This is a genomic window from Azospirillum brasilense (assembly GCF_007827815.1).
Lineage (GTDB): Bacteria > Pseudomonadota > Alphaproteobacteria > Azospirillales > Azospirillaceae > Azospirillum > Azospirillum brasilense_C.
The window spans coordinates 108,803-124,441 of record NZ_VITH01000014.1 but is presented as its reverse complement, the minus strand read 5'-3'; the positions used below and the strand labels follow the sequence as shown (position 1 = coordinate 124,441).

General features: G+C 69.2%; 15 protein-coding genes. 9 read left to right on the top strand and 6 right to left on the bottom strand.

The features are described from left to right. Positions 1-277 precede the first annotated feature (277 nt). Both FBZ83_RS24825 and FBZ83_RS24820 read right to left on the bottom strand, forming a co-directional pair. A complete protein-coding gene (locus FBZ83_RS24825; protein ID WP_114861549.1) occupies positions 278-1,135 on the bottom strand; it encodes a ParB/RepB/Spo0J family partition protein in 858 nt (285 codons plus the stop codon). Then, positions 1,125-2,147 carry an AAA family ATPase gene (locus FBZ83_RS24820; protein WP_145689376.1) on the bottom strand — a complete coding sequence of 341 codons (1,023 nt, stop codon included), beginning with the start codon at positions 2,145-2,147 and terminating at the stop codon, positions 1,125-1,127. Before FBZ83_RS24820 ends, FBZ83_RS24825 begins: the two co-directional genes overlap by 11 nt. 179 nt (positions 2,148-2,326) lie before the next feature. On the opposite strand from FBZ83_RS24820, the gene FBZ83_RS24815 reads away from it, so the two are divergent. Both FBZ83_RS24815 and FBZ83_RS24810 read left to right on the top strand, forming a co-directional pair. Continuing rightward, positions 2,327-2,551: a hypothetical protein gene (locus FBZ83_RS24815; protein WP_014200230.1), complete on the top strand. Its 225-nt coding sequence runs from the start codon at positions 2,327-2,329 to the stop codon at positions 2,549-2,551. Positions 2,552-2,995: 444 nt separating this feature from the next. Further along, complete coding sequence (locus FBZ83_RS24810; protein ID WP_247888459.1) at positions 2,996-4,096, top strand: lipid II:glycine glycyltransferase FemX; 1,101 nt, start codon at positions 2,996-2,998, stop codon at positions 4,094-4,096. A gap of 71 nt (positions 4,097-4,167) precedes the next feature. Here the strand turns inward: FBZ83_RS24810 and FBZ83_RS24805 are convergent, their stop codons facing one another. Together FBZ83_RS24805 and FBZ83_RS24800 are read right to left on the bottom strand one after the other, a co-directional pair. After that, positions 4,168-4,365 (bottom strand): hypothetical protein, encoded by a 198-nt coding sequence (locus FBZ83_RS24805; protein WP_014200232.1) that lies wholly within the window; start codon positions 4,363-4,365, stop codon positions 4,168-4,170. Positions 4,366-4,475: 110 nt separating this feature from the next. Further along, positions 4,476-5,129: an HAD family hydrolase gene (locus FBZ83_RS24800; protein ID WP_145689374.1), complete on the bottom strand. Its 654-nt coding sequence runs from the start codon at positions 5,127-5,129 to the stop codon at positions 4,476-4,478. Positions 5,130-5,408: 279 nt separating this feature from the next. Here FBZ83_RS24800 and FBZ83_RS24795 point away from each other — a divergent pair, with 279 nt between their 5' ends. Both FBZ83_RS24795 and FBZ83_RS24790 read left to right on the top strand, forming a co-directional pair. Then, on the top strand, positions 5,409-5,948 hold the full coding sequence (locus tag FBZ83_RS24795; RefSeq protein ID WP_145689373.1) for a hypothetical protein: 540 nt from the start codon (positions 5,409-5,411) through the stop codon (positions 5,946-5,948). A 161-nt stretch (positions 5,949-6,109) separates the two neighbouring features. After that, entirely contained in the window at positions 6,110-6,340 is a 231-nt protein-coding gene (locus FBZ83_RS24790; RefSeq protein ID WP_200479957.1) for an Ada metal-binding domain-containing protein, read from the top strand. Here FBZ83_RS24790 and FBZ83_RS24785 read toward each other — a convergent pair. Continuing rightward, entirely contained in the window at positions 6,333-7,382 is a 1,050-nt protein-coding gene (locus FBZ83_RS24785; protein WP_145689372.1) for a YeiH family protein, read from the bottom strand. The two genes, FBZ83_RS24790 and FBZ83_RS24785, sit on opposite strands and share 8 nt — an antisense overlap. A 68-nt stretch (positions 7,383-7,450) precedes the next feature. On the opposite strand from FBZ83_RS24785, the gene FBZ83_RS24780 reads away from it, so the two are divergent. Next, complete coding sequence (locus FBZ83_RS24780; protein WP_348982520.1) at positions 7,451-8,377, top strand: LysR family transcriptional regulator; 927 nt, start codon at positions 7,451-7,453, stop codon at positions 8,375-8,377. Between the two features lie 14 nt (positions 8,378-8,391). Here the strand turns inward: FBZ83_RS24780 and FBZ83_RS24775 are convergent, their stop codons facing one another. After that, positions 8,392-9,354 carry a replication initiator protein A gene (locus tag FBZ83_RS24775; RefSeq protein WP_145679009.1) on the bottom strand — a complete coding sequence of 321 codons (963 nt, stop codon included), beginning with the start codon at positions 9,352-9,354 and terminating at the stop codon, positions 8,392-8,394. Positions 9,355-10,403: 1,049 nt separating this feature from the next. Here FBZ83_RS24775 and FBZ83_RS24765 point away from each other — a divergent pair. The 4 genes from FBZ83_RS24765 (at position 10,404) to FBZ83_RS24750 (ending at position 15,511) form a co-directional block, all read left to right on the top strand. Beyond that, positions 10,404-11,246 (top strand): hypothetical protein, encoded by an 843-nt coding sequence (locus FBZ83_RS24765; RefSeq protein WP_145689370.1) that lies wholly within the window; start codon positions 10,404-10,406, stop codon positions 11,244-11,246. Further along, the gene (locus tag FBZ83_RS32075) at positions 11,140-12,039 is read left to right on the top strand and encodes a hypothetical protein (RefSeq protein WP_247888461.1); all 900 of its coding nucleotides are present in this window, start codon (positions 11,140-11,142) and stop codon (positions 12,037-12,039) included. The genes FBZ83_RS24765 and FBZ83_RS32075 overlap by 107 nt, the downstream gene beginning before the upstream one ends. A gap of 102 nt (positions 12,040-12,141) precedes the next feature. After that, on the top strand, positions 12,142-14,784 hold the full coding sequence (locus FBZ83_RS24755) for a hybrid sensor histidine kinase/response regulator (RefSeq protein WP_145689368.1): 2,643 nt from the start codon (positions 12,142-12,144) through the stop codon (positions 14,782-14,784). Between the two features lie 130 nt (positions 14,785-14,914). Further along, positions 14,915-15,511, top strand: a complete 597-nt coding sequence (locus tag FBZ83_RS24750; RefSeq protein WP_145689367.1) for a hypothetical protein — start codon at positions 14,915-14,917, stop codon at positions 15,509-15,511. The last annotated feature ends 128 nt before the right edge of the window (positions 15,512-15,639 follow it).

Below are 15,639 nucleotides of genomic sequence, written 5' to 3'. Positions count from 1 at the left end.
AAGGGGGAGCCGGCCTGCACCGGCTCCCCCTTCTTCGTTGTGCAGGGAGTAAGAGTTTTGCCCCCTCCCTAACCCTCCCCCTCTATGAGGTGGAGGGGACTGCCGCCGCTTCGCGGAGGGCCCCCTCTCCCGCGAAGCGGGGGAGGGTTGGGGAGGGGGCAAAACTCTGCGAAAATGGCCCCCAATGGCGTTGCGCGTTTCGACTTCGAAAGCTCTTATAAGTTGTACATAAAGCCATTATCTTGCAACCAAAAGACGCTTTCGATTTCGAAACCCTTCACTCCCCCAGCAGATCGTCGATGCGCATCCGCAGGTCCCGCAGCAGTTCCCGATGCTCCTTCTGCATCGCGGTGCTGACCGCGTCGATGGCCTTCAGCTCCTTCTCGATGCGGTTGATCGAGCGGCCGAGCACGCGCATCGGTTCCACGGAACCCGGCGCCTTGGACGCCCGCGCCGCGCGCACCGACTGCACCGTCAGCCCGCCGGTGCGCGCCGACTGCCACAGCCGCCGCACCTCCCCTTCATCTCCGACGAAGGCCAGTTCGACCAGGGCGGAACGGGACACCGCGTCGGGGTTCTCCCGGTACTCGCGGAGGATGTCGGTCGGCAGGTCCAGCACCTTCAGCCGCTTCGACACCTCGGCCTCCGAGCAGCCGAGCACCGCGGCAACCTCCGCCTGGGCGTAGCCGTGGCTGTCGATGAGCTGGGTCAGGCCGCGGGCCAGATCGATGGCGTCCAGATCCACGCGCTGGACGTTCTCGATCAGCGCAATCTCCTCCGCCTTGCCCTTAGTGATGATGGCGGCGATGGTCGGGCGGCCGAGCATCTGATGGGCGCGCAGGCGGCGTTCGCCGGCCACGAGGCGGTAGACGCCCTTCTCCGCCGTCTCCTGCACCAGCACCGGCTGCTGAAGCCCGTGCCGCTCGATGGAGGCGGCCAGCGAGGCGAGGGCGGTCTCGTCGAAGACTGTGCGCGGCTGGTTGGGGTCGGTGCGGATGGCGGCGACGTCGGCCTCGATCAGCCGGGGCAGGGCGCCGGTCAGTCCGAACAGCCGGTCGGTCTCCAGGGCCGGGGCGGTGTTCTTGGCTTGCAGAACCGTGGCGGCGGTCTGGCGGGTCAGCTTCTTAGGCGGCATCGGACGACTCCCGGATGCGTCCGGTGGCCTTCAGAAGGGCACCGGCGATGGCGGCGTAGCTTTCCACGCCGGGCGCGCCGATGTCGGCGTCCAGCGTGATGACGTTGGCACCGGCGGCCTGCGCGTAGATCGTCGCGCGCGGCACCGGCGGGAAGACCCGGTAATCCTCGCCCCACAGCCGGCCGATGTCGTCCAGCGAGGAGCGGTCTTGGGTCTGGCGGGGATTCAACATGGTCGGCAGCACGCCCAGAATCCGCAGGTTCGGGTTCAGCCGCCGCTGGATCTTCGTCACGGTGTCCAGGAAGGCGTTGACGCCCAGAATGGCGTGCGGCTCCGCCTGGCAGGGGATCAGCACATAGTCCGCCGCGGTCAGCGCGTTGATGGTGACCGCCCCCAGGTTCGGCGCGCAGTCGATCAGGATGAAGTCATAGTCGCCCCGCACCGCGTCCAGCATCTCCGCCATGGCGGTCTGGGCGTTGGTCAGGTTGCCCGGCAGCTCGGTGTCGGCGCTGGCGAGCGCGATGCTCGACGGCACGACGTCCAACCCCTCCACGCTGGTCGGGCGGATGACGTCGGCCAGCTTCGCCTTGCCCATCAGCGCGTGGTAGAGCACCCTGCCCTGCTCCGTCAGCGCCACCACGTCGGTCTGCGGAACGCCGACATGGACCGTGGCGTTGCCCTGCGGATCGGCGTCCACCAGCAACACGCGGTTGCCGGACCGGGCCAGCATGAAGGCGACGTTGATCGAGGTCGCCGTCTTGGCCGTACCACCTTTCTGCAGGCCGATGGCGATGGTCGTGCCGGCGCGCGGCTCCTCGGTCGCCGGCTGTTCCAGCGACAGCAGCAGCAGACGGCCCAGCACGTCGCGGGGCAGGGGCTCGCGCCCCGTCTCCCACTTGCTGAGTCGCTGCTTGTCGTAGCGGCGGCCGGTCAGTTCGTTCACGAACGCGGCCATCTGCGTCTGGGTGAGGCCGCGCCTCTCGCGCAGCAGCTTCAAATCGTCGCCGGTCATTGCCCCCTCGTCGCCCCATTGTGCCGGAGTCGTCTGGGAAGCTATCAAGTCGTCCCAACCCCCGCAATGGGTGTCTACCCGCGGTGCGGAGCAGCCGGCACTGGCGGAGCATGGCCTCTCCGGTGCATAACTGAGGCATGCGGGGCCGGAGGCGGCGCCGGGGCTGTGGGGTTGCGCGAATGGCGGCGAACTGGTCGGTGCGGCAACTGGTGTGTCAGGCGCATGGCTGCGAGTTGGCCGTGTCGTGGCGGACCGATGGGCGCTGGACCTGGACCGTCTCGGTGGCCGGGGAGCGCATCGCCGTCGGGATCGCCCAATCGCAGGAAGGCGCCCAGGACGCCGCCGCCAACGCGGCGGAACGCCACGCCCGCGCCGACGGCATCATCCAATTGACGATGTTCTGAACGCCGAAGTACGGATTCCCACTCAATCAGCGCCGAATTGGGCGTATTGCGCCGCGGTGCAACTGTCGATACGGGCGTAGCCCATACAATCCCCAGAAAAAGCGCTTAGCCACAGAGAATAATCCAGTGGGATTTTGCGCGAACCCATCAGGGTTTGTGTGATTTTCCTGTGCGTCTCCTATTGTTTGTGGACGATCGCAAAGACCGTAGGCCGCGCGTGAATTGTCTAAAACTTTCCGCGGAGCTTCGACCTTCGACGATGCGACGGCTCTGGCCTCCGGCCAGGGAAGCGGGACGGGCGAGGTTCCACGTCCGCCCCGATTGCGCCCATTCGACCAACCACGCGAGAGGCTCGACGTGACTTCGCTGGGGAAACGCCAGATTCACACCGACGCATTTGGGGGCGATTGCCTGGACGCTTCACCGGCTGTCGAAATCGACCGTATGGACCGCGGCGGCTGGTACGCCGTCATGAACGGCTTCGACGACGCCAACATCTTCCAGACCTGGGATTTCGGGCGCATCGCCCATCCCGGCCGCGACCTCAGCCACATCGTGCTGCGCCGGGACGGCCAGCCGGTCGCCGCGGCGCAGTTGCTGGTCCGCCGGGTGCCGGGCATCGGCGGCATCGCGCTGGTCATGTGGGGGCCGCTGTGGCGTCCCAAGGGCCGTCCAGCCGATCCGGCCGACTTCCTGGCGATCATGGACGCGATGAAGGCCGAGTACAGCGTCCGGCGCGGCCTGTTCCTGCGCGTCCTGCCGCGCATCGAGGACGGGGCAGGGGAGGGCGCCCGCGCGCTGTCCGCCATGGAGGCGCTGGGGATGCGGCACAGCGACGCCAAGGCGCCCTACCGCACCTTCATCATGGACCTGACCCGCGACGAGGCGACGATCCACAAGGACCTGTCCCGCCACTGGCGGCGTGGCCTCGCCAAAGCCGAGGGGGCCGGGCTGGAGGTCGTCGAGGGTTCCTCGCCGGAGATCCTCGACGCCATCGACGATCTGTTCATCCAGACGCAGCGCCGCAAGGGCTTCCGCGCCTTCGACAGCCGCACCCTGACGAAGGTCCACCGCGCCCTGCCCGACGGCATGAAGATGCACGCGGTGATGGCCTCCCACAACGGCGAGCCGGTGGCCGGCGTGGTGGTGTCGCTGCTCGGCGACACCGCGCTGATGCAGAATTCGGCCACCGCGGAGGCCGGACTGCCGCTGAACGCGGCCTTCCTCGTCCATTGGAAGGCGATGCAGTGGGTGAAGGCCAACGGCGGGAAGCGCTACGACCTGCACGGCGTCAACGCCCAGGCCAATCCCGGCGTGCATCTGTTCAAGCGCGGCTTCGCCGGCAAGGGGGAGGAGGAGCGGGTCTTCATCGGCACCTTCGAGGCGCCCGGACCGATGCTCAGCCGGCTGCTCGTCGAAGGCGGCCAGACGGTGCGCACGCTGGCCGCGACCTGCACCGCGCAGGCGAGTCAGATGATGGCCATGGCGATGAACAAGGGACCGGCCGAGCGCGCCGACGCCACCACCCCATCCAACCCGGCTTAAGTCCCAAAAATGCGAAACGCCCGGTCCATGGTCTGGACCGGGCGTCGCGTTTTCGCGTCAATAGTTGAGCGTCACTGGGTGCGTGCGATCACCGGCACGCCGTCGAGATCCTTGGGAAGATCGTCGGGAATGCCCGACGCGAAATTGACCGCGATGGCGTAGTCGTCGGACAGCTTCGTGACTTCGGCGCGGGTCATACCGGGAAACCCGCTGAGGATCGCCAGATAACGGTCACGGGCGGCTTCGGCAGCCTCTTTCGGCACGGGCATACTGACCTCCCTTTCGTCATAGGATGCCCTAATCATTTATGGATTGTTGGGCTCATAAACAATACCCCGATGCGACCGTTTTCCGCAACGCTTCTGCTCAGCACCGCCGCTCAGAGCAGCCGGGCGAGCCCGTGCAGGTCGCCGACCACCGTCACGTCGGGCGGGAAGGGGTTCGGCAGCCCCTCCGACACCACGCCGACGAAACCCGTGCCGGCCTTGCGGGCGGCCTCCAGTTCGGTCAGGGAATCGCCGATGGCGAGCGACCGTGCCGGGTCATGGCCGCCCTCGGCGACGATGCGCGCGAAGACCTCCGCCTTCACGTTGGGGGAGCCGGTGATGCTGCGGAAATGCCGCTCCAGCCCCTTGGTGCGCACCGTGCCCATCAGCACCTCATGCGGCGTGCCCGAGACGAGGTGGCAGGGCGTGCCGTCCAGCCGGTCCAGCACCGTCTCCGCACCGGCGATCAGCGCGCAGTCGGGAACGCGCGGGTCGACGATCTCGGCGTAGCGGCGGGCCAGGTCGTCGATCTCCGCCGGGCCGGGATCGCGCCCGAACATCTCCCGCTCCAGGATCCCCAGCATCTTGAACCGGCTGAGGCCGCCGTTGCGCCAGATCGTCTGCCGCATCCGCTCCTCCGTCTCCGCATCGTCGATGCCGTAGAGGATGGCGAAGCCGCCGTTCTTGGTGGGCACGGAGTCGATGATGACGCCGTCGAAATCGAAGATCACGACCTCCGGGTCCAACCGGTCGGGTGTCTGAAGCATTGCGCCGTCTCGCATCGTTGTGGTGGCCCCGCGCGGAACAGGGGCGGGTGCCGGAAAAGGCGTCGGGGGATCGTACAGGAAATCCCCCGCACCTCAACGGTATGGGCGGGAAAAACGGCCTTTTGGAAAAGCTGTCCCACAGTGTGGCGCAGGCCACAGCGGGGGAGGGCGGCGGGGCGTAGGGTCTGGTCATCGGACAGGCCGGGCCCCGACGCAGACGGAACCGGCAGCCAACTCCCCCAGACACCAACTCCTCAGACACCGGAAGGAAACCACACCATGCGCCGCACCACCCTGATCGCCGCCGCCGTCGCCGTCCTGTGCTCCGCCGCCTCCTTTGGCCCGGCCTTCGCCGGCGACCTGATGACCGGCGGCATCCCGCTCGGCAACGCCAGCAACCTGGGCGTCATCTCCAACACCGCCGCGGGCATCCAGAACAAGGCGCAGCAGCAGGTGATGGGTGTGCAGGCGGGCAGCGGGCTGGCCGGGCCCTTCGGCACCGCCTCCAACCTGGGCAACGTCTCCAACCTCGCCGCCGGCGTCGGCAACACCGCCAAGCAGCAGGTCTTCGGCCTGCAGACGGGCGGCGGGATGGGTGGCGGGGTGAAGGCGCCCTTCGCTCTGGGCGGCTTCAACAGCAACGCCGGCACCGTCAGCAACAGCGCGGTCGGCATCGGCAACACCGCCCAGCAGCAGGTCAAGGCCATGCAGTTCGGCGCGCCGGGCGCCCTGTTCAACCAGAACCTCGGCACCGTCTCCAACCTCTCCGCCGGCATCGGCAACAAGGCCCAGCAGCAGGTCATCGGCATCCAGAAGTAAGGCTATCCCCCGCCTCGCGTCCCTCCCTCCCCGAACCTCGCGGCCGGCAGACCTCTGCCGGCCGTCTTTTTTGCCAGCCGTCTTTTTGCGCGGCGCAGGAAACGGGTGGCCCACCTTCGCGGCATCGGCGACGATCCCAGCGGCAGGATCGGGAGGGCATCATGGACGAGGACGCGATGTGGAGCGCGGTGACGCGCCGGGACCGCGACGGTGACGGGCGCTTCGTCTACGCGGTGCGCAGCACCGGAATCTATTGCCGGCCCTCCTGCCCGTCCCGCCGAGCCAAGCGGGAAAACGTCGCCTTCCACCCCGATGCCGCGGCGGCGGAGGCGGCGGGCTTCCGCCCCTGCAAGCGCTGCCGCCCCAACGCGCCGCCGGCGACGCTCACATGATTCCGAGCAGCCGGATCAGCCCCAGCCCGATGGCGCCGAGCGCCGCCAGCGACAGCACCACCGCCGCGGTGACACGAAGCCCCGCCCGCGACAGCATCCGCACATCCACCCCGAGCCCCAGCGCGGCCATCGACAGCACCGTCAGGACGCCCGCCGCGGTCTGGCTGGCCGCCAGGGCGGCGTCCGGGATCAGCCCCACAGCCCGCAGCCCGGCCAGCGCCAGGAAGCCCAGGATGAACCAGGGCACCAGCCGGCGCAGCGGGAGCCGGGTCTTGGCGCCCCCTTCCCGGGCAGCTTCTTCCGGCTTCGCCATCAAGGCCAGCACCACCACCACCGGCCCCAGCATCAGCACGCGCAGCAGCTTCACCAGCGTCCCGACCTGGACGCTCAGCGCGCCGACCGGCGCCGTCGCCGCCAGGATCTGCGGCACCGCGTAAACGGTCAGCCCGGCGAACACGCCGTACTGCATGGGGCTGAGCCCAAGCAACGGCACCAGCAGCGGCAGGCCGAGCACCACCAGAACACCCAGCACCGCCGTGAAGGCGATGGCCGCCGCCACGTCGTCGCCGTGCGCCCCGATCACCGGCGCCGTCGCCGCGATGGCCGAATTGCCGCAGATCGAGTTGCCGCAGGCGACCAGCACCGCCATGCGCGGCGGCAATCCCAGCAGGCGGCCGATGCCGTAGCTGACCGCCAGAGCCAGGGCGACCACCCCGGCGATCCCCGCCACCAACCCCGGCCCGGCGGCCAGGATGGTCTGCGGATCGATGGAGGCGCCCAACAGCATCACCGCGACCTCCAGCAGCGTCTTGGCGCTGAAGTCCGTCCCCGCCTTCCAGCGCCGCCCCGGCGCCCAGACGCTGCGCAAGGCCACCCCGAGCAGGATCGCCAGGACCAGCGCCTCCAGCCAGGCCTGCCCGAAGACCCGCAGTTCCAGGCTTTGCAGGGCCAGCGCCGCGCCGCTCACGCCGGAGCAGAGCAGAACTCCCGGCAACAGGGTGCGCAGGGTCTGGCGGGGCGATGAAAGTGCAGGGGTCGGCATGGTGTCCTCGAATTCCGATGCCGGGAAGCTGCCCCCTCTGGACCGTTCGTTCCAACGGATTATAGTGGATGAACCGTTCGATTAAATCGAACGATTGCAACGGCGGGAACCGCATGACCCTCGAACAGCTCCGCATCTTCGTGGCGGTCGCGACGCAGCAGCATGTGACGCGGGCCGCCGCCGCCCTGAACCTGACGCAGTCGGCGGTCAGCGCCGCCGTCTCCAGCCTGGAGGCGCGGCACGCCGTCCGCCTGTTCGACCGGGTCGGCCGCCGCATCGAGCTGACCGAGGCCGGGCGCCTGTTCCTGAACGAGGCCGTCGCCGTGCTTGCCCGCGCCGAGGCGGCGGAGCGCATGCTGGCCGACCTGTCGGCGCTGAAGCGCGGGCGCATCGCCATCCACGCCAGCCAGACCATCACCGGCTACTGGCTGCCCGAACGGCTCGTGGCATTCCACCGGCGCCATCCGGACGTCGACGTCGCGGTGAAGGCCGCCAACACCGCCCAGGTCGCCAAGGCCGTGCTGGACGGCGCCGCCGATCTGGGGTTGGTGGAAGGGGAGGTGACGGACCCGCTGCTCGACCAGGACCGTCTGCCCGGCGACCGTCTGCTGCTGCTGGTGGGCGACGGGCATCCCTGGCGCGGGCGGAGCGATCTGCCGATGGCGGAGTTGCACCGCTCCCCCTGGGTCCTGCGGGAAGCCGGGTCGGGCACCCGATCCGAGTTCGAGGAGGCGCTGCGCGGGCAGGGGAGGGCGCCGGAGGATTTGCCGGTGGCGCTGGAGCTGCCGTCGAACGAGGCGGTGCTGTCGGCGGTCATGGCCGGGGCGGGGGCCACCGCCCTGTCCGATCTGGTGGCGCGCGGCGCGCTGTTGGCCGGGCATCTGCACCGCGTGCCCTTCCCGCTGCCCGAACGGCCCTTCCGCCTGCTGCGCCACCGCGAGCGCGGGCTGAGCCACGCCGCCCGGACCTTCCGCGATCTTTTGCTGAATGAATAGGGCAGGGGAGGGGGTCAGACCACCTCGTCGAACTCGACCCTGGGAATGTCGATCCAGCTCTCCGGCTCGCCGGCGTCCTTGCGCCAGAAGATCACCGGCAGGTCGGCGTTCAGCACGCGGGCGATCGAGGCGCCGCGCGCCGTCATCAACTCCTTGTACTCCGCGGCCTCGACGATGCGCACGCCGTAGCCGGGGATGCGGTCGGCCTGGAGCACGGGGCCGAGCGCGTTCTTGAACTTGCGCAGGTCGTTGTCGGAGCCGACCCGCTTGCGCAGCGGCTCCAGCGCCATCCAGAAGGCGGTGCCGTGGCCCAGATGGGCGCGGGCGATCTCGTAGAGCCGCTTCTCGATGGGCTTCAGCGCGAAGTAGTCTTCCGAATAGGTCAGCAGGTTGTTGCCCAGCGCCGCGCGCACCACCCAGTTCGACAGCACCAGGGTCAGGCCGCGCACCTGCCGCTCCCCGTCCTTCTTGCCGCGGCGGTAGAGCAGCTTGTAGTCGGAAATCCAGGAGAAGGCGCCGCTCTCGCCCTCGCCCCCGGCCTCCAGGTTGGTCTTGATCTGGGTACCCTGCAGCCGTTCCAGCGCCCCTTCGATCTTGTCGTAGGCACTGCCGCCGGCAGTCTTGCCGACGATGCGCTGGAGATCGCTGGTGGTGAAATGGAGCTTCCCGACCTCCGGCCCCATCTTGCCCTCGGCCATCTTCTCGCGCAGCAGCGAGACGGCGTAGATCAGCACCGACTTGTCCCAGATCGTCGCAACGCCGACGTCGCGCGGCGCGCGCACCTCGATCTTCACCTTGCCGTCGTCGTAGGTGGGAAGGCTTTCCACCTTGTCCTTCGACAGGCCGAACAGCGAATAGGCCATCAGGGCCCGGTCGTTGTTCACGTCGCCGCGCAGCGGCGAATCCAGCCGCAGCGCCAGCTGGACCGGGCGGTCCAGCAGTTCGGCGTTCTCCTGGTCGGTCTTGTGGTCGTCCATGCACCCAATCTCCCCGGCCCCGCCGCTGGCGGTTCCGGTATTGATTCCCGATACGCCCCGCATGTTCCACAGCGCAGGCGCCAACGTCGCCATTCTGCCGAAAGATTCCTCACCTGCCGGAAACGACGCTGTGACCGTACAGACGAATGTCGTCGTTCTGCCAGTTCCCCCGGACGCTGTGCCCCGCTGGAGGGTCTCCCTGCCGAAAGCGTCCGCGTTCTGACGGTCCGGACTCCCGACAAGCCGCGAAACGGCGCTGAAAGGCTTGGATTCCCTGACTCTTTCCGGGCTCCGCAGGGTCCGGAGGCCGCCATGGGGGGAGCACATTGGCAGAACGGCGACACTCGGTTGCGCGAGTCGGAGTCCGATTCTCGGGCGATTCCCGGAGTCACCGATGGGCCACAGACCAGATTATTCGGCAGAACGGCGACATCCGGCGGACTCCGACGCTCCGCCCCCGTCCCCCGTGCGCCGGAATCTTTCGGCAGAACGGCGACGTTTTCCGCCCGGTTTCTCGGCAGAACGGCGACACCCGGACGGGGTCGGCCGCCGCTCCAAGGGGCTCAACACCTTGATTCCACTGATTCCTGGCCCTCGCATCGGCGCAACCGGAGCGATTCCGACGCACGCATTTGAATCGTGGACAGCCTGTCGGGGCCACGACAACATCTTGCGTAACGGGCTCACCGCAGCCCGAACCGATAGCTTTTGGACCAGGATTTTCGGCCGGAGTTTGTGGCCGGGATCTGTGGCCAGGAATTGTGGCTGGCGGCGTCGAACCGCCGCGAAACGCCGAAGGGGGCGACGATGAGGTAAGGGAGGACACGACCTCCGGAAACACAAAGGGCACAGGTTTGGCGACCTGTGCCCTCGTGCACACCGAAGTGTCGGTAGCCGATGGAAGACCGGGAGAACCGGACCCCCGCATCAGCGGTTTGGCGACTTCATGATGCCAGGGTGGTTCCGGAAAACCAAGTGGAATCGCGGATTCCGCCGACGCTCCCGCTTTGTCTTCCGCCGGAATCGAAGCGCTGGATCATGGGAAGACAATGACCCCGTACACGACCTTGTACCGGCGATGGATCGCTGCGCCCGGCGTCGGGACCGCGGAGATCGCGGTGCTCTCCGGCCTTTACGCGCGTGCGGACGCCGCCGGCGTCTGCACCGGGCTGGTCCAGGATGAACTGGCCGCCGAACTGGGGAAGAGCCGTCCCTGGCTGTCCGCCGTGCTGACGAAGCTGCAGGCCCCGGACCTGTCCCTGGTGGAAGCCCGCCGCGAACGCGGTTTCCGCGGGATGGTCTATGCCCTGGTGGGCGCGCAGGACACCGACTCTTCCGGTCGGCCCGTCGACACCACCGGTCAGCCGGCTGACGGACTCCTAAGCACTGGGAATCCCCTGAATCCTGATTCTCAAAACTCCTCCTCCTTCCGGGCGGGGGGATCGGTTGGCTCTTCGAGCATCAAGACCCGGGACGCTCTGGCCGAGGACTGGCAGCCGGACTCCGCCGATCTCGCTTGGGCCGTGGAAACCCGGCCGGAGGTCGATCCCGCCACGGTGACCCGCAAGTTCGTGTCCTGGTGCCGCAAAGCCAACGTCCGCAACGGCTACAGCCCGGCCGACCCGTCCGGCGCCTGGCGCAAATGGGTGGCCCGCGAACTGGTCGCCCCCGCCGCGGCCCCTGTCAGTGAAACGCCAGAAAGCACCGTCGTCCCCTTCGCCCCCGCATCCCGCCGCCCCACCAACCGGAGCGACCAGAATGACCGCCAGCCTGCCGAGCTTTCCCGTGAGCCTTCCCGTCAGCGCCGCCCCGCAGACGCCGGACATGGCGTGGCTGCCCGCAACGCCGGTGTCCTCTCTGCCCTGCGCGATCGCCTCGCTCGCCCGGCTTGAGCGCGCCGACCTCCGTTTCGAGATCGCGGACCGCGCGCCCGACGAGATCGGGGCGCTGGCCGAGCGGGTTGAGGCCGCCCTCGAAACCGCCTGCCCGGCCATCGGCGTGGAAAATGTGCTGACCGGCATCGAGAAGCTGGCGGCCCGTTTCGGCCTGGAGCTTCCGGACGCCGACATGCTGGAGGCCGACATCCTCGAAATGGCCGGCTGGCCCGCCGAGGAATGGATCGCCGGGTTCCGCGGCGTCTGGTCCTCCTTCCGCTCGGGCTACCGGCGCTTCCCCACGGTCGGCGATTTCCGCGCCGCCGCTGGTCAGGCGGCGCGGACCGATGGAGCGGCCGCCCTGCGCCGGCTGGCCATGGCCCTGCGCCAGGAGCAGCAGCTCCGCGCCCGCGAGATCGCCCATCGCCGGTGGCAGAAGGAGATGGAAGCCGAAACCGCCCGCCGCCAAGAGGCCGCCGCCCTGGTCGCGCCGCCCGTGCCGCCGCGCCCGGCCCCGGTTTCCGCAGAAACCCCCATCCTGTCGGACGATGCGCAAATGGAACGGCCCCCCGTTCGTTCGGCAGACCAGACACCACCGACCACGCCGAAGAGCTTCGCAAAGGATCGAGTGCCCGAAGCACTTCATACCAGGGTATGTGAAGGCAAGGGATCGATCATTTTCAATAAGTATTCGCGTACGAAAAGTTCAATCCGAGAAACCAGACGCTCCCAAGACTGTGGGGTTGGTCCCAGCCGCCGATCTGAGGCTTGGCAGTCCCTTCATTATTCCAACAGAGCAGCGCCTATATAATCAGGATCACCCCATCGTTTCAGATTCCGGTGGCGAACCACGAAAGAGCGGAGCAAGATGCGATAATCCGTTCGTGTCCCCAATCTTTCGAATGGTCCGTCCATGCCGCTGAAGACGGTGTCCCGTCAGCAACCGATGACTCTGCGCGGGTACCTGCTGAGGCTTGTGCTCGTGACTCTGGTGCCGATGCTCCTGCTCGGCGGCATGCTCATCGGCTGGCTGGTGCAGCAGCAGCGGGAGGCTGTCGAGAACAACATGTCCGACACGGCGGAGGCGCTGGCCCTGATCGTGGACCGGGAGTTGGAGGCGACCATCGCGGCGCTGCGGGCGCTGTCGCGGACGGACGCCCTGGCCGCCGACGATACCGCCGGCTTCTACGAACGGGCGACGCTGGCGCTGACCCAGCATCCGTCCTGGACCAACATCGCTCTGGTCGACCCGTCGGGGCGGCAGTTCGTCAACACCGCGGTCCCGCTCGGCGTCCCGCTGCCGGACGTGCCCCAGCGCGACGCGCTGCGCCGGGTGACCGCGACCCGCCAGCCGGCGGTGTCCGATCTGGTGACCGCGACGGCGGCCGAGCGGCCGACGATCGCCGTGATGGTGCCGGTGCTGCGCGACGGCGGCCTGCGCTACGTCCTGTCGGCGGTGGTCGATCCGCAGACCTGGAGCACCCTGCTGGAGGGCTTCGAGACGCGGTCCGGCCTGATCGCCGTGATCATCGACGGCCAGGACCGCATCGCCGCCCGCTCGCGCGAGCATGCGGAGTATCTGGGTCGGTCGGTGCCCGACTGGTTCCTGGCGGTGCGCGGGACGGCTGACACCGGCAACTACCGCGGAGCCACGCTGGACGGGGTGGAGATCATCGGCGCCTTTCACCGCACGCAGCGCGCCGACTGGACCCTCGCGGCTGCGACGCCGACGGAGGCCGTGCTCAACCCGCTGAACCGCACGGTGGTGCTGGCGTTGGGGCTCGGACTGGTCCTGCTGGCCGTGTCTCTGGCGTCGGCGGGGATCTTCGCGCGGCGGCTCGCCCACCCCGTCCGCGAATTGGCCGCCCACGGCGGCAGCCTGATGGAGGGGCGGGCCATCCGCTACGACGGTGGCGTTCCGGTGCGCGAGATCGACGACCTGCACCGCATCCTTGCCGAGGCCAGCGCCGCGCTGGTCGGCGCCAGCGAATCCGTGACCCATGCGGAGGCCCGTTACCGCGCCATCGTCGACACGGCGGTCGACGCCATCGTGGTCATCGACCGGGCCGGCACCCTGCACAGCTTCAACGGCGCCGCCGAACGCATCTTCGGCTACGCCGCGGAGGAGGTGATCGGCCGCAACGTCAGCATGCTGATGCCCGATCCCGACCGCAGCGCCCATGACGGCTATCTGCAGCGCTACCACCGCACCGGGGAGCGGCGCATCATCGGCATCGGGCGCGAGGTGACCGGCCAGCGCAAGGACGGGTCGGTGTTCCCGCTGGAGCTGTCGGTCGCCGAGTGGAAGGCCGACGGCGAGGCACGCTTCACCGGCATCGTGCGCGACATCACCGCCCGCCGGACGGCGGCGGAGGCCCTGCTCGCCGCCAAGGAGGCGGCGGAGCAGGCGATGGAGCGCGCCCTGACCGCGGCGGACGAGGCCCGGCGGGAGAAGACCCGCGCCGAGAAGGCGGAGCGGGCGAAGACCCAGTTCCTGGCGGCGGCCAGCCACGACCTGCGCCAGCCCGTGCAGTCGCTCTATTTCTTCGCGCAGGTGCTGGGCGACAAGCTGCACGGCCATCCCGGCCATGAGCTGGTGGCCAGCATGGGCCATTCGCTGGACGCGCTGAAGCTCCTGCTCGACGGGATGCTCGACGTGTCGCGGCTCGACGCCGGGGCGGTGGAGCCCAGCGTCACCGAATGCGCGGTCGGGCCGCTGCTCGACCGGCTGGCCGCGGAATACGGGCCGCAGGCCGACGGGCAGGGGCTGCGGCTGCGGGTCGTGCCGACCTCGCTGTGGGCGCGCACCGACCCGATGCTGCTGGAGCGCATCCTGCGCAACCTGATCGAGAACGCGCTGCGCTACACCGAGCGGGGCGGTGTCGTGGTCGGCTGCCGGCGCCGCAACGGCGCGCTGCGCATCGCGGTGGCCGACAGCGGCATCGGCGTGCCGGAGGATCTGCAGCAGGCCGTCTTCGAGGAGTTCTTCCAGATCGGCAACCAGGAGCGCGACCGGGCCAAGGGGCTGGGCCTCGGCCTCGCCATCGTGAAGCGGCTGGCCGGGCTGCTCGGCCACACGGTGGCTTTGCGCTCGCGGCCCGGACGGGGCAGCGTCTTCTCGGTGGAGCTTCCCGCCGTGCGCGCCCGCGCCATCCTGCGCCGCAACGGGCCGGACCGCGCCAACGACGACGGGCAGGGGCTGGTGGTGGTCATCGACGACGAGGCCATCGTGCTGCTCAGCCTGCGCACCCTGCTGGAGCAATGGGGCTACGAGGTGGTGGCCGCCGTGTCGGCGGAGGAGGCGGTGGACCTGCTGCACGGGCTGGGCCGTCTGCCGGACCTCATCATCGCCGACTACCGGCTGCGCGAGGGGCGGACGGGGGTGGAGGCGATCCGCGACATCCACGGCGTCTGCGGCGTGCGCATCCCCGCCGTGGTGCTCACCGGCGACACCGCGCCCGAGCGAATCACCGAAATCCGCGGCGCCGGCTTCCGCCTCGTCCACAAGCCGATCACCCCGCACATCCTGCGCGAATTGCTGAAGCCCGCGGCCTGAGCCTGGACGGCTTGATCCCGGGGGCCTGATCGCGAAAGGCCGGTTTTTGACCCTGGCCGCCCCCCGGCCGGGTCTTTAGTTTTTCCGCCTCCTTGGGGAAGTGCCTCCTTGGGCAAGAGGGAGACGGGACATGAATTGGAGCAAGGGCCTGTGGCGGGGCTGGCTGGCCGCCGCCCTGCTGTGGGTGGCGGTGGTCGCCGCCTTCGCCGCCGCCGATCTGCACGGGCGCCATCCTTTCGCCGGTCTCTACGCCTATTCGGAGACGCGGGACGCCTTCCTGCCGCAGCACTACGCCGCCGACGAGGCGGTGGTGGAGGATGGGGTGAGGCGGGGCGTCGTGGCGCGGACGGACTTCCCCGACGGCACCAGCCTCGCCGCCCCGCCGGGCCTCGGCGAGGAGCGCGTGCGGCGGATCGCCGAGCGCTTCTGGGCGGAGCGCTGGACTCGCCGGGCGGAGGTTCTGTGGCCCTGGGGCCTGAGCGCCGCCGTTCCGCCGCTGCTGCTTCTGCTGTCCGGCGCGCTCGCCCTGTGGATCGCCCGCGGTTTCCGCAAGCCGGCCGCGCCTGCGGAGACGGAGCGGCAAGAGAAGGCGGTGCCGGAAACGGCGGCCGGCGAGGACGCACCGAAGGCGGCCTTCAACACGCGATCGGCCGGCGGGCTGCCGCCCTTCATCCGCTCGCTCGGTCCGGACCCCAAGCGCCGCCGCGTGCTGGGGGCGGGGCGGTGAAGGCGGCGCAAGACAAGCTCCCGCTTCGTTCGCGTGTCCATCGTCCAACATCGCGGTAACCCGCGGTGACGGGCAAGCATCCCTGACGGTCGGCATCCCGAAGGCGCAAAGGAACAGGAGCCCTGGCA

Bases quoted from the DNA above. Each gene is read 5' to 3' on its own strand.
- FBZ83_RS24820 (WP_145689376.1), bottom strand. From the start codon at position 2,147: ATGACCGGCGACGATTTGAAGCTGCTGCGCGAGAGGCGCGGCCTCACC.
- FBZ83_RS24790 (WP_200479957.1), top strand. From the start codon at position 6,110: ATGGACGAGGACGCGATGTGGAGCGCGGTGACGCGCCGGGACCGCGAC.
- FBZ83_RS24825 (WP_114861549.1), bottom strand. From the start codon at position 1,135: ATGCCGCCTAAGAAGCTGACCCGCCAGACCGCCGCCACGGTTCTGCAA.
- FBZ83_RS24750 (WP_145689367.1), top strand. From the start codon at position 14,915: ATGAATTGGAGCAAGGGCCTGTGGCGGGGCTGGCTGGCCGCCGCCCTG.
- FBZ83_RS24810 (WP_247888459.1), top strand. From the start codon at position 2,996: ATGGACCGCGGCGGCTGGTACGCCGTCATGAACGGCTTCGACGACGCC.
- FBZ83_RS24805 (WP_014200232.1), bottom strand. From the start codon at position 4,365: ATGCCCGTGCCGAAAGAGGCTGCCGAAGCCGCCCGTGACCGTTATCTG.
- FBZ83_RS24765 (WP_145689370.1), top strand. From the start codon at position 10,404: ATGACCCCGTACACGACCTTGTACCGGCGATGGATCGCTGCGCCCGGC.
- FBZ83_RS24815 (WP_014200230.1), top strand. From the start codon at position 2,327: ATGGCGGCGAACTGGTCGGTGCGGCAACTGGTGTGTCAGGCGCATGGC.
- FBZ83_RS24775 (WP_145679009.1), bottom strand. From the start codon at position 9,354: ATGGACGACCACAAGACCGACCAGGAGAACGCCGAACTGCTGGACCGC.
- FBZ83_RS24800 (WP_145689374.1), bottom strand. From the start codon at position 5,129: ATGCTTCAGACACCCGACCGGTTGGACCCGGAGGTCGTGATCTTCGAT.
- FBZ83_RS24795 (WP_145689373.1), top strand. From the start codon at position 5,409: ATGCGCCGCACCACCCTGATCGCCGCCGCCGTCGCCGTCCTGTGCTCC.
- FBZ83_RS24780 (WP_348982520.1), top strand. From the start codon at position 7,451: ATGAACCGTTCGATTAAATCGAACGATTGCAACGGCGGGAACCGCATG.
- FBZ83_RS24755 (WP_145689368.1), top strand. From the start codon at position 12,142: ATGCCGCTGAAGACGGTGTCCCGTCAGCAACCGATGACTCTGCGCGGG.
- FBZ83_RS24785 (WP_145689372.1), bottom strand. From the start codon at position 7,382: ATGCCGACCCCTGCACTTTCATCGCCCCGCCAGACCCTGCGCACCCTG.